Raw genomic sequence first — 19,093 nt, 5'->3', positions numbered from 1 at the left:
TGGTTCAAACGATCACTCTTCATCCAACAGGTGAGCCCATGTCATGCATGGCGCCAGCGCTCAATTCCGCGCCGACCAGGCACAGTTCAAGGCTGCCACGGCAACCGCCACTGCCGCCCCGGCATAGGCCCAGATCGCCGGTACCTGCGGCAGCAATACCCCCGCAAGCATCGGCCCGAGCCCAGCGCCGATGTCGCGCCATATGGCATTGCCGGCCAGGGCCTGGATGCGTTGTTGCGGGTTGCGCAGGGCGACCAGTGTCATCACCAGCGGCAGTTGCAGGGCACGCAGCACCAGCACGAAGAAGGCGCCGATGAACAGCCAGTGGCTGCCAAACAGCAGCAGCGCCACCGACGTGGCCAGTGACAGCACCACCAGCATGCGCAGCGGCCCGAAGCGGTCGGCCAGGCGCCCACCGAAGGGGCTGAAGAGCATTTCGCTGAGGTAGCGCACCGCCATCAGCACACCCGCTGCCAGCACTCCGGACTCACCCAGGTGGGTTTGTGCGTAAAGCGAAAGGCCAAAGATGAACAGGCCGTCCAGGGCTACCCCTTCGATGAAGGACCACGTGGCAATGCTGTCTGGCAGGCGCAGGCGCCGGCCACCTCGGCTGGCGACCGGGTGGCCGGTGCTGGGCAGGGCACGTGCACGCCACAGCCCGAACAGGGCACTGATGCAGAGCACGAAGAACACACTGCGCGGGCCGTAGGCCTGGGCCATCAGCGCACCCAGCGGCAAGGCCAGCATTGGCCCGATGGAAATGCTCGCCCGCGAACGCCCGGCACGCCGCGCCGCGCCTTGTGCTTCAGCGGTGGCGAGGGTCTGGGTGCTGAGGTTGAAGGTGGCGAAGCACAGGCCCCAGACCAGGCGCAGCACCAGCAGCGCGGCGAAACCGGTCAGCACCGCGTTGCCCAGTGCACACACGGCGGCGGCGAAGGCGGCGAGGCTGCAGGCCGCGCGGTCACCGTGGCGGGCATAGAAACGCACTACCCAGCCGTAGCCGATGATGCGTACCAGGCGGTTGGCCGCCAGCAGAATGCCAGCCTCGGCCAGGGTCACGCCAAAATCGGCTGCGTACATCGGCAGTAGCAGGTAGAGCAGTACGTCACTGGGCAGGCACAGGCTGAGCACCTGGGCGGCATTGCGCGAGTCTTGGTCGGCGCGGTGGGTTTGCACCGGTGTGGCAGCGGACGACATGACAGTCTCGTGACAGGGGTGAGGGGGGCAGGATAACCCGCGTGGCTTTCCCATTGAAACCTGTCTACTGAGCCCGCAGTTTTGCACTCTGGCTTCATTGACATGTCGCCTGTGCTGGCCTCTTCGCGGGTAAACCCGCTCCCACAGGATCATCACAATCTTGAGGATTTGCACAATACCTGTGGGAGCGGGTTTACCCGCGAAGAGGCCGGTACAGGCAGCAGAGATTGCGGGGTGTTCGCTCATTCAGCCATAGGGCGGCGCTGGCAGTTCGGCCAGCAGGGTTTTCAGACCGTCACTCCACTGTCTGCGAATCTGCTGGTAATAGGCATCGTCGCTGGTGATGCGCTGGCGCGTCATGCTTTCCAGGGTGTTGTTGCGGTACACCAGCAAGTCCAGCGGCATACCCACCGACAGGTTGCTGCGGATGGTGGAGTCGAACGAAATCAGGCCGCAGCGCAGCGCTTCATCGAGCGGGGTGCGGTAGTCCAGGTTGCGGTCGAGGATTGGCCGGCCGTACTTGCTTTCGCCCAGTTGCAGGAACGGGGTATCCGGCGTGGCCTGGAAGAAATTGCCTTGTGCGTAGACGTTGTAGATGGCCATGGGCCCGCCGGCTATCTGGCCGCCAACAATGAATGAACTGCTCAGGTCGACGTCGGCAGTAAGCTTGCTGCGGTCACGGCTGACCACTTCGCGCAGGGTGTCGGCAACCAGCACCGTAGCGTCGTAGAGCGTGGCAACGTTCAGCAGATGAGGGCCGCTGCCCTGGGTACGCTGGCGCAGCAGGTTCACCACCGACTGCGAGGTTGCCAGGTTGCCGGCGGTCTGCAGCACGATCAGCCGCTCGCCCGGCAGGCTGAAAACGAACAACTTGGCAAAGGTGGAGATCTGGTCGATGCCGGCGTTGGTGCGTGAGTCGCTGATGAAGACAAGCCCGGCCTCCAGGTGCATGGCGACGCAGTAAGTCATGCGGTTTCCCTTGTGTTGCGAGTGGAGTGGTCTTGCCGCACCGTGCGGCAAGACCGGCCTGCAGCAAACCCGTCACTGGCGATGTACGTGGACGCTGGCCTGCATGGCTTCGGCGCCACCACCGCGGCGTACGCCCCTGACCGGGCAGGCGTCCAGGTAGTCCAGGCCGACCGCCAGCTTCAGGTGACGTTCTGGCCGGGTCAGGCGGTTGGTGATGTCGAAGCTGTACCAGGCGTCGTCGACCCAGGCCTCGGCCCAGGCATGGCTGGCCAGGTGCTGTTCGTCCTCGGTGCACAGGTAACCGGACACATAGCGTGCCGGCACCCCCAGGCTGCGGGCGCAGGCCAGGAAGGCGTGGGTGTGGTCCTGGCACACGCCGGCGCCACCCCGGAACGCTTCGATGGCCGTGGTGCCCACCGAGGTGGCGCCGGGGCTGTAGGGCATGTGCTCGGCCAGGCCTTGCATCAGCCCGATCAGCGCTGCCCGGTCGCGGTGGCTGCCACATTGCCGGGCGGCGAAAGCAACCAGGGCGTCGTCGGCCAGGGTCAGGTGGCTGCCGCGCAGGAACGGCAGGGGTGACTGGCCCTCGGCTTCGTGTTCGCAGTCCGGGTCGATCTCGACCTGGCCGCGGGCGGTCAGTGCCAGGTGACCATGGGGTTTGTCCAGGGTCAGCACATGCAGGATGTTGCCATAGGGGTCGATCTGGCCCTTGACCTTGCAGGGCAGGTCCAGTTGCCAGTCATTGATGCGCTGGCGTTCGCTGCTGCGCGGCGTCAGGCGCAGGAACTGGATGCTGTTGCTCACGTCGCTGGCGTAGCTGTAGGTGGTGTCGTGGCGGATGGACAGTTTCATACGACCTCCAGGTAGGAGTGGTGGACGGCCTGGCCCAATTGGTTGACGCGGCCAATGAAGTCGCTCAGCCACGGGTGCAACCCGGCGTCGAGTATTTCGTCGATGGCGGTGTAGCGCAGGCGCGCGTTCAGTTCGGCGGCCATGCGCTGGGCGGCGCGGCCGCTGTTGCCCGGCAGGCCGGCCAGGATCAGGTCCAGTTCCTCGATGCAGGCATGCAGCGAGCGTGGCACGTCCACCCGCAACAGCAGCAGCTCGGACACCGGCCGGGCGCTGGGTGCGCCGCGATAGATTTCGTTGAAGGCTTCATACGAGGTAAGCGCGCGCAGCAGGGCGCTCCACTGGTAATAGCCGCGGGCGGAGCTGTCGCTGACCTCTTCGGAGGCCTCACCGAACATTTCGTAGCGCGCATCGAGCAGGCGCAGGGTGTTGTCTGCCCGCTCCAGGAAGGTGCCCAGGCGGATGAAACTGTAGGCATCGTTGCGCATGATGGTGCCGGAGGTGGCACCGCGGAACAGGTGCGAGCGTTCCTTGACCCAGTCGCAGAACTGGCTGATGCCATAGCGGCCAAGGCCATTGCTGGCGATGTTGCGCATTTCGATCCAGGTGGCGTTGATGTTCTCCCACATGTCGGCGGTGATCCGGCCGCGCACTGCATGGGCATTGGTCCTGGCGGCCTGCAGGCAGCAATAGATGCTGCTGGGGTTGGTCGCGTCCAGGGCAAAAAAGTGCAGCATGCGCTCGGTGTCGAGCTCGGTGTGCCGGCGGATGTAGTCGTCCAGCGTGCCCGAGGCCAGCAGCGACATCGCCAGTTCGGCATGGCCGTCGCTGCGCCCGGCCTGGGGCATCAGCGACAGCGAATAGCTGACCTCGAGCATGCGTGCGAGGTTTTCTGCACGTTCCAGGTAGCGGGACATCCAGTACAAGTCGGAAGCGGTTCGCGAAAGCATGGTTCAGTCCTCTACCACCCAGGTGTCCTTGGTACCGCCGCCCTGCGACGAGTTGACCACCAGCGAGCCTTCCTGCAAGGCCACGCGGGTCAGGCCGCCAGGCACCAGGCGCGTTTCACTGCCCGATAGCACGAACGGGCGCAAGTCGATGTGGCGCGGCGCGATGCCGCTGTCGACGAAGGTGGGGCAGGTCGACAGGCACAAGGTGGGTTGCGCGATATAGGCGTGCGGGCGGGCTTTGATACGCGCCCGGAAATCCTCGATCTGGGCGCTGGTCGATGCCGGCCCCACCAACATGCCATAGCCGCCGGAGCCCTGGGTTTCCTTGACCACCAGCTCGGGCAGGTGGGCCAGGACATGGGACAGGTCTGCGGGTTTGCGGCACTGCCAGGTGGGCACGTTGTTGAGGATCGGCTCTTCGCTCAGGTAGAAACGGATCATGTCGTCCACATACGGGTAGATCGACTTGTCGTCGGCCACGCCCGTGCCGACGGCGTTGGCCAGCACCACATTGCCGGCGCGGTAAACCGAGATAAGCCCCGGTACGCCCAGCGTCGAGTCAGGGTTGAAGGACAGCGGGTCGAGGTAGTCGTCGTCCAGCCGGCGGTAGATCACGTCCACCTGCTGGGGGCCGGCCGTGGTGCGCATGTAGACATGCTCGTCACGCACGAACAGGTCTGCGCCTTCGACCAGCTCGATGCCCATTTCCCGGGCCAGGAAGGCGTGCTCGAAGTAGGCGCTGTTGAAACGGCCCGGGGTGAGCAGCACGGCAGTGGGGTTATCCAGCGGGCTGGCGCTCTTGAGCGTGTCCAGCAGCAGGTTGGGATAGTGGTCGATGGGCGCGATACGCTGGGCGGCAAACAGTTCGGGGAACAGGCGCATCATCATCTTGCGGTCTTCGAGCATGTAGCTGACGCCGCTGGGGGTACGCAGGTTGTCTTCCAGCACGAAGTAGCTGCCATCGCCGTCACGCACCAGGTCGACACCGGCGATATGGGCATACAGCCCACGGTGCAGGTCCAGGCCCTGCATGGCGATCTGGTAGCCCTCGTTGGCCAGTACCTGCTCAGGCGGAATGATGCCGGCCTTGAGGATGCGCTGGTCGTGGTAGATGTCCTGCAGGAACAGGTTAAGGGCCTGCACCCGCTGGATACAGCCACGCTCGACCGTGCGCCACTCGCTGGCGCGGATGCTGCGCGGGATGATATCGAAGGGGATCAGGCGCTCGGTGTCCTGGCTATCGCCGTACAAGGTGAAGGTGATGCCTGCACGGTGAAACAGCAGGTCGGCCTCGCGCCGGCGCTGTTCCAGCAGCTCCAGCGGGGTGTTGGCCAGCCAGCGGGCGAACTCCTGGTAATGCGGGCGGCAACTGCCGTTCGCTTCGTACATTTCATTGAAAAAAGCCCGGGACATACCCACTCCTTGCCGCCGTCGCCGGCAGCTTTATTGCGATTCATCTGCGTTTTTCAGGGTGCTGCCTTGCTCGGGTAAGGGGATGCTGTGTCTGGCGTAAGCCTCGGTTGCGATTGATTGGCTGTGCGTAGGGCACAAACAGCCTTTGCAATGAAAGTGCCGAACACGCTTGGCAGTGCCGGGAATGCGGGAAATGCGAGGGGCATGGCCGGCCGGCGCTGTCGGGCGGCTTTGGCCGATGCATCAAATAAGGGCGGTTTTAATCAGGCAGAGGGTTTTGAACCGAGATGGGGCACAGGCCGTGCCTGGCGGGGGAGTCAGTGAAGTCTTCCGGGTGCATGTCTGGGGTTGATGTGGTGCGTATATCAAGCGCCGCCCGCGCGGCGCTCGATCACACAGGCGCTGAAACCCCCCAGGCGAGCGCCTCAAGGCCCTCAAAGGCAGGCGTACACCACCAGCTCCACCAGCATTTCTTCGCGTGCCAACCCCGCCACTACGATTGCCGCGCGGTTAGGGTAGGGGGCCTGGAAGTAGTCGGCATACAGGCTGTTGACGGTGGCCAGGTATTGGCGGTCGGTCACGTAGATCAGCACCTGGGTCACGGCATCCAGCGAACTGCCGGCGGCTTCCAGGGTATGGCGCAGGTTGTCCAGTGTCTGGCGGGCCTGCGCCTCGATGCCGCCAGCAACCACCTGGCCCTGTGCGTCGATGGGGATCTGGGCGGTGTACAGCGTACCGTTGCCGACTACCGCCCATTCCAGGGGGGCCCTGGAGGAGAACAGCTCGGTCTTGATTGCATGTTTCATACGTTGGTTTCCTGAGTGATGAGCGGCTTCAGTCAGCATCGCTGCCGCCGCCTGCCCCGTGGCGGCGCGAGGCATCGGTGCTTTCGACGAGGATGTGTTCGGCCAGCTGCTTGAGCCGTTGCCAGGTGTGTTCGTTGACTGTAAAGCCCTGATGCAAGGTGCTCTGCGTGTTCGCAGGCGCCGTTGCGGTCTGGCCAGGCCGGCTGAACAGCACCGTGACGCTTTGCTCGGCTGCGTCAATGGTGCCGGGCCGGGCTTCACTGCGCAGTGCCGGGCGCTGAATGCCGGCAGTAAAGTCGGCCAGGTGGCACTGACGGGCGTCCTCCCAGCGAGCTTGCACGTGCAGCCCCTGCACAGCTGCCCGGCTCAGGTAACCCAGCAGCAGCAAGCGGTTGTGGCAGTGGTGGATGCGCAGCTCGGCCTGACCACGGCGCATGGCCTTGGCGGCTGCCAGTTCCACCACCGTTGCGGCGCAGCGCAACACGCTCTGGCCCTTGGCGTCGATCACCAGCAGGGCGTGATCTTCGTGGCTCAAGGCGTACGGCTGGGCGGCTTCGGCTTGCAGGTAGAGCAGGGCCTTTTCCAGGGCACCCACGCCATCCAGCCCTTGCAATTGCAGCCAGCCCACCAGCTCGGCGGCATCCTCGCAGTCGCCGGGGGCGAAGCCCATGCCTTCGAAAGCCTTGCGGCACATCACCTGTATTTCGTTAAGCGACACACGCATGGTCAACGCTCCCCTTGCGGCATGACCGCGAAATTCCAGTCGTCTGCGAACGGTTGGCCGATGTCGCTGACCAGTGGTGCGCCCTGGAACAGCGTGATACGCACCCAGCGGCTGGACTTGGGGTCGAACTTGCCCGCGCCGAAAAACGCCAGTTTGCAGCGCAGCAGGTGAATCGGCAGCATGTCCCGGGCCAGCAGGTTGGCGCGGATTTCACCGTAGGTTGTCTGTGCCATGCCTTGCAGGCGGCGCACCGTGCCTTTGAACGCCGGTTGGGCGATCAGGAAGTGCGCGGTCAACGCCTGGGGCTGTAGCTGCAGGTGTTGCAGCAGTGCGGCGTGGCACTGCTGGATATTGCGGGCAATGCCCAGCTGCATTTCTTTTTCGGCCCCCGGTTCCTCGGCGCGCATGCCCAGGCGCGGCTCCTCTTTTTCGGCCGAGCGGTACCAGAAGAAGTGCTCGGCATCCACGGCACTGAAGTCGTAGCCCAGCGCCCAGCCGTACTGCTGCTCGATGAGCTGGCGCAGTTGCCCAAGGGGCATCTGCGCGTCCAGCTGCCAGCTTTCGTTGACACCCATGTGCTCGGCCAGTGGCGTGACCTGCTCCGGGTACAGCTCCAGCAGCAGGCTTGCCAGCAGCTCCTGGCAGCCCACACCCGTTTGTGCCTCAGCCCAGGCCAGCAGGCGCGACCAAAGGCCCGCGCCGGTGGCTTGTGCGCCAAGCCAGGTGGTCAGTAAAGCAAGCTCGGCCAAGGTTTGCAGGTTCTGCTCATGCTGGCGCTGGTCTTCGGTCCGGGACTGTTGCAAATGCAGGCGGGCGCGTGCCAGCAGTGCCTGCAGGCGCACCAACCGGTCAGGGTCGGCCGGCTGCGCCAACACCAGGGCCAGGGCGGTTTCCCGGGTGCTGATCCAGCGTTCCACCAGTTGCGGGTGGTTGATCAGGAACGGGGCCATGCCCAACCCGGTCGCGTTGCCGACCCCCAGGTAGCGCTGCAGGGCCGGCGCCAGTTGCACTGCCCGCTGCGGGTCTAGCGCCTGGGCCATGTGGTTGATCTGCTCGATGCTGAAGTGGCGCAGCAAGTAGACCGTGAACATCTGCGCGCTGAACGGCTGGTTGAAGTCCGGGTTGTCCTGCAGGCAGCCAAAGTCGGCGATGCCGAACTTGCCATTGCCGTACACTGCCGTGGTGCGATACAGGTAGCCGACCTCGGCCAACTGGCTTGGGTCGGGCTGTTGCCCCTCCGCCAGCGCCGCCAGGAACCGGTCGAAATTGCGCAAGCTACGGTTGGCCCGTGATAGTACCAGCACGCGGGCATCGAAGCGGCCAGCCTCCTGCAGCGGCACGTTACGCTGCAGGTCGGCCAGTTGCCCGGCATCGACATCACCCTTCACCAGCACGAAGGTGACGTCCCACTGGTCGGCGATGACCCGGTCGCTGCGCTTTTCCGGCGGCAGGTAGGCCGAGAAGATCACGCAGTGGTAATGGCCATTCGGCGTGTCGATGCGGTAGATCGCGGTGCCGAAGCCTTGGCCGTCCAGGTCGAAGCAGCTGCGCTGGATGTGCCAGTGCTGCTGCATCATCCGCCGCATGCTGCTGCGCACGAAGCTCAGCGGGCTCTGGAAGTGGCTGCCCAGCCGGGCCAGGTCCATGACCTGGCTGGCAGGGCGCATCGCGGGTATTGCAGGCACGGTGTTGGGCATTGTTGTTGTACCTGGATGGATCATGTTCAGACGCCTTGTTCGCGGGCCATGTGCCGGGCGATGCGCACTGCATCCCACAAGGCTGGCAGGATCACCAGCGACACCGGCACCGCGGTAATGACAATAAAGGACTGCAGGGCCGTCACGCCGCCAGCGCCGATGGTGATCAGTACCACCGCTGCCAGGCCCATGCCGATGGCCCAGAAACCGCACAGCCATTTTTTCGGTTTATCGTTGCTGGACATCGCCAGCGCCACGGTGAAGGCCATGGCATCGCCATTGGTGGCCACCGAGATGAAGCTCAGGAACAGGAACAGCGCGCTGATCAGGCCACCCAGTGGCAGGTTCTGCGTCACCCCCAGCAGCAGGTCCTCGGGCTGGGTGCCGTGGGCGGTGACGATGCCAGGCGTTTGCAGCTCCAGGCCGATACCGGTGCCGCCCACCACGGTGAACCAGAACATGGTTACCAGCGGCGCGATGATCGACAGTGTCATGATGATCTCGCGAATGGTTCGGCCCCGCGAGATCCGCGCGACGTACAGTGCCACCATCGGCGCGTAGCCAATAAACCAGCCCCAGTAGAACACCGTCCACCAGTCCAGCCACTTGGGGTCGGCGCGGAACATCGCCATCGGGATGAAGTGCTCCACATGCAGGGCAAAAGCCGCCGGGAAGCCGCCGAGGATGAACAGCGTCGGCCCGAACACCACCATGAACAGCGCCAGGCCGATCATCAGCCAGACGTTGATCTCGCTGACAAAACGGATGCCTTTGAGGCCCACCAGGCACGAGACGGTATACATGGCCGTGACCAGGACGATGGTCAGCGACTGGGTGACGATATCGTTGGGCAAGCCCCACACCGCATGCATGGCGCTGCTGATCTGCAGGCCAAGGAAGCCGATCGGGCCGATGGTGCCGGCGACCACGGCGATGATCGAGGTGGCGTCGGCCAGGGTGCCGATCGGCCCTTTGAGCGCCCGCTCGCCGAACAGCGGGTAAAGCAGGGTGCGCGGCGCCAGTGGCAGGCCTTTGTCGTAGTGCAGGTGCATCAGCACGATTGCCAGCAGGCTGCCCAGCACGGCCCAGGCCAGAAAGCCCCAGTGCACGAACGATTGCGCCAGTGCCGCGGTGGCCGCCGCTTCGCTGTGCGGCTGCAGGCCGGCGAATAGGGGGGGCGGGCTGGCAAAGTGCATCATGGGTTCGGCAGCGGCCCAGAAGGCGCCGCCACCTGCCAGCAGGGCGCACATGATCACCGCGATCCAGTTGAAGGTGCTGATGTCCGGGCGCTGGGTGACGCCGCCCAGGCGTACGCGTCCGCATCTGGAAAAACCGATGAACAGGCTGACGGCGAAGGTTGCCAGCATCAGCACTTGCCAGTAGAGGCCAAAGAACCTGGTCGACCAGGCGAACAGGGTGTTGACCAGCGCCGACACGCTGTCGATGTCGATCAGTGCCGCCAGGAGGAAGGCGCCGAGGAACCCGCCGCTGATCACGAACAGCGGCCAGTCGATGTCGCGTGCCATTGGCAGGCCCATGGCCTGGCCTTCAGCCTGCAGGGTGGTTGGGTTTTTCATGAAGCCTCCGGAACCTGCGATTGTTGTTATTGTGGATGCTGTCCGTGCAAGGGGCTCAGGCCTGCGCCGTGGTGGCAGTCTCCAGCAGGCGCAACCAGTTCAGGCCCATGATGTTGGCCACATCCTGTTCGGCAAAGCCACGGGCGCGCAGGCCCTGGGCGATGTTGCCGAAGTCACGGCTGTCGCGGAACCACTGCAAGGGCGCTGGCCAGTTGGCGTTATCCTTGGAGCCTTCGCCGTAGTCCTTGTCCTTGCTCCAGCGGCCATTGCGCATCCATTCCAGCACGGCCAGCGGTTGCGCCTGGCACAGGTCGGTGCCGATGCCGATATGCTCCACGCCCATCAGGTCGGCGGTGCGCGCGACCATGTCGCAGAAGCTTTCCAGGCTGCAGCCCGAGGCACCCTTGAGGTGAAACGGGTAGGTGCTGAAGCCCAGCAGCCCGCCTGATGCTGCGATCCCGCGCAGTACCGCATCGGACTTGTTGCGTTTGGCGGCGTGGAAGCTGGCCGGGTTGGCGTGGGAGATGATCACCGGTCGGCTCGACAGCTCGATGGCCTCCAGGGTGCTGCGTTCAGCGCTGTGGGACATGTCGATGAGCATGCCGACGCGGTTCATTTCAGCGATCACCTGGCGGCCAAAGCGGCTGATGCCGTTGTCTTCGCGCTCATAGCAGCCGCTGGCCAGCAGGCTTTGGTTGTTGTAGGTCAGCTGCATGACGAACACCCCGAGCTGGCGGAAGACTTCCACCAGGGCGATGTCGTCCTCGATCGGCGAACAGTTCTGGAAGCCGAAGAAAATCCCCACCCGGCCTTCCTCGTGCGCCAGACGGATGTCGCTGGCCGTGCGCACCGGGCGGATCAGCTCAGGCCAGGTCTCGAAGCGGCGGTTCCATTCGCCCAGGCGCGACAGGGTTTCGCGGGCGTTCTCGTGGTAGGCGATGGTGGCGTGCACCGCGCTCAGGCCACCGGCCTGCATCTGCTGGAATATTTCCGGGCTCCAGTTGGAGTACTGCAGGCCGTCGATCATCAAGAGGTCGTGCATGGCGTGTACTCCTTCAGGGCCGCAGGTAGGTGGTCTTGACCACGGTGTAGAAGTCACGGGCGTACTGGCCCTGTTCCCGTGGGCCGAAACTTGAGGCTTTGCGGCCACCGAACGGCACGTGGTAGTCGGTGCCGGCGGTGGGCAGGTTGACCATTACGCAGCCGGTCTGGGCGCGGCGCTTGAAGTGGCTGGCGTGGCGCAGCGACTGGGTGATGATGCCGGCAGTGAGGCCGTATTCGGTGTCGTTGAGCGTGGCCAGTGCCTCTTCGAAGTCGCGTACGCGGATCACGCAGGCGATGGGGCCGAACACTTCCTCCCGGTTGATGCGCATGTCGTTGCGGCTGTTGATGAACAGCGCCGGGCGCATGTAGTAGCCGTCGCTCTCCAGTTGCAGGCGTTCGCCACCTTCGATAAGGGTGGCGCCTTCGGCCTGGGCCAACTGCAGGTAGGCCAGGTTCTGCTCCAGCTGGCGCGCGTCGGCCACCGGGCCGATCTGCACGCCGGCCTCCAGGGCATGGCCGACCTTGAGCTGGCGCATGCGCATGCGCAGGGCTTCGACGAAGCGGTCGTGGATGGCGTCGCAGACAATCAGCCGTGACGAAGCCGTGCACTTCTGCCCGGTGCCGAAGAAGGCACCGTTGAGCGCGCATTCCACGGCCAGTTCAAGGTCGGCGTCATCCATGACCACCAAGGCATTCTTGCTGCCCATTTCCAGCTGGCAGCGCACCAGGTTACCTGCGGTGGCGACCGCCACGCGCCGGCCAGTCTGCAGCGAACCGGTGAACGTCAGGGCATCGATGTCGGCGGACTGCACCAGGGCTTCGCCGACGTCGGCGCCGCTGCCCATCACCAGGTTGAAGGTGCCGTTGGGCAAGCCCTGTCGGCTGATGATCTCGGTGAGTGCCCAGGCACTGGCCGGCACCAGGTTGGCCGGCTTGAACACCACGGCGTTGCCGAAGGCCAGGGCCGGGGCGATTTTCCAGGCGGCGGTGGCCATGGGGAAGTTCCATGGGGTGATGATGCCCACCACACCCACCGGTTCGCGATGCACTTCGATGTCGACCCCGGCGCGCACCGAGGCGGCGGTCTCGCCCATCTGGCGCAGTACTTCGGCGGCGTAGTAATGGAAGAACTGGCCGCTGCGGTTGACCTCGCCGATACCTTCGGCCAGGGGCTTGCCTTCTTCTCGCGAGAGCAGTTCGCCGAGCTCTTCCTTGCGGGCAATCAGTTCGTCGCCAATGGCCATCAGGATTTGCTGACGGGCTTCCAGGCCGCTGGCGGCCCACTGCGGTTGTGCGGCGCGGGCGGCCTGGATGGCCTGGCGGGCCTGTTCGGCGCTGGCCTGATGGTACTGGCCGATCAGGTCGCCGGTGTCCGAGGGGCTGTAGTTGCCCAGGGTGGTGTGGCCTTCGCACCACTGGCCATCAATGTAGTTGTTGTAGGTCTTGTGTGACATGGATGAACGCCTCTGGTTGCATGGCATTCATCATGCGAGCAATATGCAGCAAATAAAAATTAATAAAAAAAATGCTTTGATAAGGAATGCTAACCATGTTGCCCGAGCTGAAGATCGCCCAATTGCGCTACTTCGTACTGGTCGCCGAACTCAAGAGCTTCCATGCCGCCGCCCGCCAGGCCTTTCGCACCCAGCCGGCGATATCCCTGGCCGTGCGTGAACTGGAGCAGAAGCTGGGCCAGGCATTGGTCGAGAAGGGCGGGGGACGGGTAGAGCTGACACCCTTCGGCGAGCATTGCCTGCCGCTGTTTCGCGGCTTGATCGAGCACCATGACCGTATCGCCCGTGAAGCCACGCTGCTTGCCCGGCATGAAATCGGCCAGGTCAGCATCGCCACGGTACCTTCGGTGGCCAGCCGCATGCTGCCAGGGCCGCTGGCCCGGTTCGTGGCCGCACACCCGAACGTGCAGGTCAGCATTCAGGATGGCACCGCCGAACGTGTGCAGCAGTTGCTGGCCCAAGGGCAGGTGGATTTCGGCATCAGCAGCCTGTGGATGGATGATGAGCAGGTTGAATTCGCCCCGATCGTGAACGATCAGGTGGGCGTGGTGTGCCGTAGCGACCACCCGTTGGCGCAGGCGGGTGATCCGCTGCACTGGGCGCAGTTGCAGGGCGTGCCGATGATCCGCAATGGTACCTCGCAACTGCTGGCAGGCACCGAGGCCGAGGGTTTGCTGTCGCACAGCCGGCTCTTCATCTCCAACATGATTTCGTTGATCGCCATGCTGGAGGAGGGGGTGGGGATCAGCACCCTGCCGTACCTCGCCTTTCCGCACGAGAACGACAAGCTGGCGTTCGTACCGCTTGTGGAGCCCAAGGTCGAGCGGCATATCGGCATGCTCACCCGCAAGGGGCGCAGCTTGTCACCTGCGGCGGGGGCATTGATGGCGTTTTTGCAGGTGCAATTGGCCCACGCCGGCTGAGCCTGCGGCTCATGGCACCCCGGGCTGGCTGGTGCAGGCCGCCAGGTCCTCCAGAAAGGCCTGCAGGATGGGCGGGCGCGACACTCCGCGTCGGGTAACCACTTCGAAGGGTGAGCTGAGGTCCAGGGTGCTGGCCCCCAGGCGGCGCATTTCGCCCGTCTTGACCCACTGCTCGGCAAAGTGCACGGGCAAAAAACCGATGTAGGCGCCGGAAATGATCAGGATCGCCGCTGCCTCGATGTTCTCCACCGTCGCGTCGGCCTTGGTGATGCCCAGTTGCTCCAGGTCGTACTGCTGCATGTAGCCACGCACCACGATACGGCTCTGGCGCACGTCTTCCATCAGCCGGCCGTTGGCTGCATTGCTGGCGAACAACGGGTGGCGCCGGCCACAGTAAAGCCCCAGGGCCTCGTCATACAGCGGCAGGTAGGACAAGCCAGGCACCCGCAACGGGAAATGGCCGATGGCCAGGTGCAGCCTGCCATCCAGCACGCGCTCTTCGAGTTCCGCCGGAGCACCGATGTAGATGTGCAGGTGGGCATCGTGCCCGCGTGAAACAAAGCGCTGGGTGGTGCGCGGTAGCGGCGAGACGGGGTCGGTCAGGGTGGAGTCGATGATGCCCAGGTTGAGCTTGCCGCTGATGTGCTGCTTGAGCACGTCGGCGTCCAGGCAAAAGCTCTCCACGGCACTGAGCAGGCGCAAGGTTGCCTCATGGATCGCCACCCCTTGCTCGGTCAGGCGAAAGCCGCTGCGCCCGCGTTGGCACAGCTTGACCCCCAGACGGGTTTCCAGGTGCGTCATCTGTTCGCTGATGGTCGACTGGCCGGCATTGAGTGCCGCCTGCGCCGCAGAAAAGCCGCCGCACCGGACGATAGTGGTGAATACCCTGAGCAGCTTCAGGTCGACATCGTGGAGCTGGATCACCATAGCCTCCCGGCCGGGCCTCACATCGCCCGTGCTGATATGAGCGCCCGTGCATTGTTCTTGTTGCGCAAGCTAACCATGAGTGCCAGGCCGCTGCAATGCCTGGCGTTGTCCGCCCGCATCGCCTTCGGATACATCGGAAAGGGCGATGTATGTATCTGCACTTGCGCATTTTTCCCTGCCCCGGTGGTTGCCATAGTGGCTGCAACGGTGGTCGAGCAGTCGCCCCGTCTCCTGACATACAACAAGAAGTGGAGAAACCAGAACATGGCAAAACACGGTTATGAGTCCGGCCGCCTGAACCTGCCTTTCGTGGGCCATTGCACGTTCGCCAAGGCGCCGGTGTGCACCGACTGGGAGGCTATCGACGCCGACGTGGCGATTTTGGGCGCGCCCAACGACATGGGCACCCAGTGGCGTTCAGGGGCGCGTTTCGGGCCGCGTGGCATTCGCGAGGCATCCACCCTGTTTTCCTTCGGCCATGCCGGTGCCTACGACTTCGAGGATGACGCCACCTACCTGACCGAAGACCAGGTGCGCATGGTCGATGTGGGCGATGCCGACATCGTGCACACCGACATGGTCAGCAGCAACGCCAACATCGAGGCGGCCGTCCGGCAGATCCTCGCAGCCGGCGCCATGCCGGTGGTACTGGGCGGTGACCATTCGGTGCATGCGCCGGTCATCAAGGCGTTCGAAGGGCATGGGCCGATCCACATCGTGCATTTCGATGCCCACCTGGACTTCGTCGACGAGCGCCATGGCGTGCGCTATGGCCACGGCAGCCCATTGCGCCGCGCCTCGGAGCTGGATCACATCGTCGGCATGACCCAGATGGGTATCCGCAACGTGTCGTCATCCAACCGCGACGACTACGACGCCGCTCGCGAGGCCGGCTCGCAGATTCTTTCGGTACGTGACGTTCGCCGCCTGGGCTGCGAAGGCGTGCTGGCGAAAATCCCGGAAGGGCGCAACTACTACATCACCATCGACATCGACGGCTTCGACCCCTCCATCGCCCCAGGCACCGGCACGCCGAGCCATGGCGGGTTCCTTTACTACGAAGTGCTGGAAATCATCCAGGCGCTGGCCAAGCGCAGCCACGGTCGCATTGTCGGCATGGACCTGGTCGAAGTGGCCCCGGCCTACGACCCCACCGGCATGACCTCGATCCTTGCCGCCCAACTGCTGATGAACAGCATCGGCTTCATTTTCCACGCGCGCGCCAAAGCTCGCTGACCCGGAGACTGTACTGTGGACAACAAGGTAAAAGCCTATTTGCAGGCCTTTGGTGTTAGCGAGGCGACCCAACGCTTTCTCAGCAAGCCGCAGCGCATGTTCATCGGGGGTGCCTGGCTGGAGGCCAGCGACGGTGGCAGCGCCGAGGTGGTCGAGCCCTCTACCGAAGGGGTACTGACGCGCATCCCCATGGGTACCGCAGATGACCTTGACCGTGCCGTGCGCGCCGCGCGTGCGCAGTTCGATGGTGGCGCCTGGAGCCAGCTGAAACCGCTGGAGCGCGAACGCCTGATCCATCGCCTGGCCGACCTGATCGAAACCCACGGCGACGAACTGGCGCAGATCGAAGCCATCGACATGGGCAAGTCGGTGGTGCAGGCGCGTGCTGTCGACATTCAGGGCACGGTCGACACCCTGCGCTATTTCGCTGGTTGGGCCAGCAAGATTCATGGCCGCACCGTCGAGCCTTCGCTACCCGGCAATTACCTGGCATACACCCGCAAGGAAGCGGTAGGGGTGGTCGGCGCCATCGTGCCGTGGAACTTCCCGCTGCAAACCATGGCCTGGAAACTGGGCGCAGCGCTGGCCACCGGCTGCACCGTGGTGGTCAAACCGGCGGAGCTGACCTCGCTGTCGGCACTGCGCTTTGCCGAACTGGTACAGGCGGCAGGCATCCCCGACGGGGTGGTGAACATCGTGACCGGACGCGGCAGCGTGGTCGGCCAGGCGATGACCTGCCACCCGGGCATCGACAAGCTGAGCTTTACCGGCTCTACCCCGGTGGGTTGTACGGTGGGCAAGACGGCGATGGACCAGATGAAGCGCCTCACCCTCGAACTGGGCGGCAAGTCGCCGGTGATCGTGTTTGCCGACGCGGACATCGAGGCGGCGGCGCAAGCCGTGGCCAACGGCGTATTCTTCAATTCCGGGCAAGTGTGCGACGCCGGTACCCGTGCTTACATCGAGCGCAGTGTCTACCCGGCATTTCTCGAAGCGCTGGCGCGCTACACCGCGACGTTGAAGATCGCCCCGGGGCTCGACCCTGATTGTTTCATCAGCCCCATGGTGTCGCAGCAACAGCAGCAGCGGGTGCTGGACTACATCGCTTTGGGCAAGGCCGAAGGCGCGCAGGTGCACTATGGCGGCGAGCCGCTGGACGGCCCGGGCTTTTACGTGCAGCCGACGATCTTCGCCCACTGCCGCAACGACATGCGCATCGTCAGCGAGGAAATCTTTGGCCCGGTGCTGGTCACCCAGCCGTTCGATACCCAGGAGCAGGCCCTGGCCTTGGCCAACGACTCGCTGTTCGGCCTGGCCGCGGCGATCTACTCCAACGACCTGGGCAGGGTGCACGGGCTGATCCCGCAGTTGCGGGCCGGTACCGTGTACGTCAATGCCCACAGCACCCTCGACCCGGCCATGCCGTTCGGTGGCTACAAGCAGTCGGGCTATGGCAAGGACCTGGGCGCGGAACAACTGGAGTTTCTGCTGGAGACCAAGGCGGTCTGGATCACCTTGCCCTGAGGTTCAGGGCCTGTCTGCGTCGCTGAGGTTTGGCGAGCGACGCAGGTTCAATCAAGCATCGAATTTCAAGAACAAGAACCTGTCGAGGTGATGCCGATGAACAGCCAAGTGGATGTGGAGCGTGCGCAGGACCTGGAAAGGCGCCTGTGCGCCTACGAGGAGTTGGAAAAGCGTGTGCAGTGGCCGGGCGCCTTGACGGCGGCTGACGTGGTTGCACTTACCCTGCTGGTGCTGGTGATGATTGCTGGCGCGTACTACCTGGGAGGCCAGCCATGAGCGCCTCCCGCGAGCAGGAGTTTCGCCTGGGTGCGGAACGTGGCGACACCCCCTTGCTACCCGGTGAGCGGGTCTGGGGCTTCTGGGGCTTTGCCTACGCCAACTCGGCGCTGGCGGTGGCCACCTGGGTGTTCCTGATCGGCGGCGCCACCGCGCTGTTCGTCGGGCCCTTGCAAGGGATTGCGGCGATCATCATCGGCAATATCATCGGCGTGGTGCTTGCTGCCTCGTCCACCTGCCTGCCCTGTGGCAAGTACGGCGTCGAGCAGTTCACCTTCCTGCGCAGCATGTTCGGCCTCAATGGCAGCCGCCTGGTCTACTTCCTCTCGGTGGTGGTGCTGACCATGGGGTGGCTGGCGGTGCTGGGGCTGATGTGCGGGCGGGCGCTGGACAACCTCGAGACCCTGGTGCAACAGCGCCAGCCCGGCGCAGACGGTTGGCTGGTAACCGCCGGGGCCTTGCTGGCCATTGTGCTGGCGGCGCTGGTTGCCATGCGCGGGCCGGACATGATCCGCCGCCTGAGCGCGGTGATCGCACCCAGCCTGATCCTGATCATGCTGGCACTGATGTACTTCATTTCCCGGCGCTACAGCCTCGACGAACTGCTGGCCATGCCGCCCTTGCAACCACCATTCGAGAACCCGCACGTCAACTTCATGGTCGCAGTGGAAATCAACATTGCTGCGGGCTTTTCGTGGTGGCCCTACATCGGCAACCTGTCGCGCCTGTGCAGCAACCAGCGTACGGCCTTCTGGCCCAACCTGGTGGGCATCTTCGGCGCCGCTTCGCTGGGTGAGTCGGTCAGCCTGTTCGCGGCCACCACCCTGGGCAGCAGCGACCCCACTGCGTGGATGCGCCTGGCCGGTGGCATGGGCTTCGGTATCATCGCCTTGAGTTTCCTGGCGCTGGCCAACCTGACCGGCATGGTCAACATCCTCTACACCGCAGTGATCGGCTTGCGCCAGCTGGCAGGCGAACGCCTGCGCAGTGTGGGGTGGGGGGTGCTGATCGCGCTGTTCTGCATCATTCCGGTGGTTATCGTGGTGTTGCTGCCGGGGATCTACGATGGGTTCTTCATATTCCTGGTGTGGACCTCCGCCCTCAACAGCGCCCTGGCCGGTATCGGCATCGCCGATTACTTCTTCCTGCGCAAGCAGCGCCTGAACCTGCGGCATATCTACGCCGAACAGAGCGTGTCGCCCTTGCGCTACTGCAAAGGCTTCAACCCCATCGCACTGGTGGCGCTGGTGGCGGGCTTTGCGGTCTACGTGGTGGTGTTCAACCCGCAAACCCTGGCCCATACCGACTTCTTCACCTTCGCCACGGCCTCGCTACCGTCCTGCCTGCTGGCCGGGCTGGTGCACTACGGCCTGACCCGACTGCTGGCTGCGCGCCTGGGTTGGGGCGGCTACCCAAAGCGTAATGCACGCAATATCGAGGCCGTAGGCCTTCGCGCACAGGACTAGA

General features: G+C 64.4%; 17 protein-coding genes. 5 read left to right on the top strand and 12 right to left on the bottom strand.

Features of this window, described 5'->3' with window-relative positions; translation table 11 throughout:
- Window positions 1-60: 60 nt before the first annotated feature.
- The 11 genes from PP4_RS15855 to PP4_RS15805 form a co-directional block, all read right to left on the bottom strand.
- Window positions 61-1,197, bottom strand: coding sequence for an MFS transporter (locus PP4_RS15855; protein ID WP_016500210.1), 1,137 nt, complete (start codon window positions 1,195-1,197; stop codon window positions 61-63).
- Between the two features lie 246 nt (window positions 1,198-1,443).
- Window positions 1,444-2,166 (bottom strand): hypothetical protein, encoded by a 723-nt coding sequence (locus PP4_RS15850; RefSeq protein ID WP_016500209.1) that lies wholly within the window; start codon window positions 2,164-2,166, stop codon window positions 1,444-1,446.
- Window positions 2,167-2,238: 72 nt separating this feature from the next.
- Window positions 2,239-3,018, bottom strand: coding sequence for a transglutaminase family protein (locus tag PP4_RS15845; protein WP_016500208.1), 780 nt, complete (start codon window positions 3,016-3,018; stop codon window positions 2,239-2,241).
- On the bottom strand, window positions 3,015-3,965 hold the full coding sequence (locus PP4_RS15840; protein ID WP_016500207.1) for an alpha-E domain-containing protein: 951 nt from the start codon (window positions 3,963-3,965) through the stop codon (window positions 3,015-3,017). Before PP4_RS15840 ends, PP4_RS15845 begins: the two co-directional genes overlap by 4 nt.
- Before the next feature lie 3 nt (window positions 3,966-3,968).
- Complete coding sequence (locus tag PP4_RS15835) at window positions 3,969-5,378, bottom strand: circularly permuted type 2 ATP-grasp protein (RefSeq protein ID WP_016486198.1); 1,410 nt, start codon at window positions 5,376-5,378, stop codon at window positions 3,969-3,971.
- 434 nt (window positions 5,379-5,812) lie between these two features.
- Complete coding sequence (locus tag PP4_RS15830) at window positions 5,813-6,184, bottom strand: RidA family protein (RefSeq protein ID WP_016500206.1); 372 nt, start codon at window positions 6,182-6,184, stop codon at window positions 5,813-5,815.
- Window positions 6,185-6,212: 28 nt separating this feature from the next.
- Window positions 6,213-6,908, bottom strand: a complete 696-nt coding sequence (locus PP4_RS15825) for a DUF3726 domain-containing protein (protein ID WP_016500205.1) — start codon at window positions 6,906-6,908, stop codon at window positions 6,213-6,215.
- A 2-nt stretch (window positions 6,909-6,910) separates the two neighbouring features.
- Complete coding sequence (locus tag PP4_RS15820; RefSeq protein ID WP_041167769.1) at window positions 6,911-8,605, bottom strand: hypothetical protein; 1,695 nt, start codon at window positions 8,603-8,605, stop codon at window positions 6,911-6,913.
- A 26-nt stretch (window positions 8,606-8,631) separates the two neighbouring features.
- Window positions 8,632-10,182: a BCCT family transporter gene (locus PP4_RS15815; protein ID WP_016500203.1), complete on the bottom strand. Its 1,551-nt coding sequence runs from the start codon at window positions 10,180-10,182 to the stop codon at window positions 8,632-8,634.
- Between the two features lie 55 nt (window positions 10,183-10,237).
- Window positions 10,238-11,224 carry a dipeptidase gene (locus tag PP4_RS15810; RefSeq protein WP_016500202.1) on the bottom strand — a complete coding sequence of 329 codons (987 nt, stop codon included), beginning with the start codon at window positions 11,222-11,224 and terminating at the stop codon, window positions 10,238-10,240.
- A 13-nt stretch (window positions 11,225-11,237) separates the two neighbouring features.
- On the bottom strand, window positions 11,238-12,680 hold the full coding sequence (locus PP4_RS15805; RefSeq protein ID WP_016500201.1) for an aldehyde dehydrogenase family protein: 1,443 nt from the start codon (window positions 12,678-12,680) through the stop codon (window positions 11,238-11,240).
- Between the two features lie 95 nt (window positions 12,681-12,775).
- Between PP4_RS15805 and PP4_RS15800 the strand changes: the two genes are divergently transcribed.
- Complete coding sequence (locus PP4_RS15800; RefSeq protein ID WP_016500200.1) at window positions 12,776-13,663, top strand: LysR substrate-binding domain-containing protein; 888 nt, start codon at window positions 12,776-12,778, stop codon at window positions 13,661-13,663.
- 9 nt (window positions 13,664-13,672) lie between these two features.
- Here PP4_RS15800 and PP4_RS15795 read toward each other — a convergent pair whose 3' ends face one another.
- Window positions 13,673-14,587: a LysR family transcriptional regulator gene (locus PP4_RS15795; protein WP_041168071.1), complete on the bottom strand. Its 915-nt coding sequence runs from the start codon at window positions 14,585-14,587 to the stop codon at window positions 13,673-13,675.
- Between the two features lie 267 nt (window positions 14,588-14,854).
- On the opposite strand from PP4_RS15795, the gene speB reads away from it, so the two are divergent.
- The 4 genes from speB (at window position 14,855) to PP4_RS15770 (ending at window position 19,092) form a co-directional block, all read left to right on the top strand.
- Complete coding sequence (gene speB, locus PP4_RS15785) at window positions 14,855-15,826, top strand: agmatinase (RefSeq protein ID WP_016486208.1); 972 nt, start codon at window positions 14,855-14,857, stop codon at window positions 15,824-15,826.
- A gap of 15 nt (window positions 15,827-15,841) precedes the next feature.
- Entirely contained in the window at window positions 15,842-17,350 is a 1,509-nt protein-coding gene (locus PP4_RS15780; RefSeq protein ID WP_016500198.1) for an aldehyde dehydrogenase family protein, read from the top strand.
- A 96-nt stretch (window positions 17,351-17,446) separates the two neighbouring features.
- Complete coding sequence (locus PP4_RS15775) at window positions 17,447-17,626, top strand: hypothetical protein (RefSeq protein ID WP_016500197.1); 180 nt, start codon at window positions 17,447-17,449, stop codon at window positions 17,624-17,626.
- Entirely contained in the window at window positions 17,623-19,092 is a 1,470-nt protein-coding gene (locus PP4_RS15770; RefSeq protein WP_016500196.1) for a cytosine permease, read from the top strand. Before PP4_RS15775 ends, PP4_RS15770 begins: the two co-directional genes overlap by 4 nt.
- The last annotated feature ends 1 nt before the right edge of the window (window position 19,093 follow it).

The sequence above is a fragment of the Pseudomonas putida NBRC 14164 genome (assembly GCF_000412675.1).
Classification (GTDB): Bacteria; Pseudomonadota; Gammaproteobacteria; order Pseudomonadales; family Pseudomonadaceae; genus Aquipseudomonas; species Aquipseudomonas putida.
The sequence above is the reverse complement of the archived record's forward strand: the minus strand, read 5'-3'. Positions and strand labels throughout refer to the sequence as shown.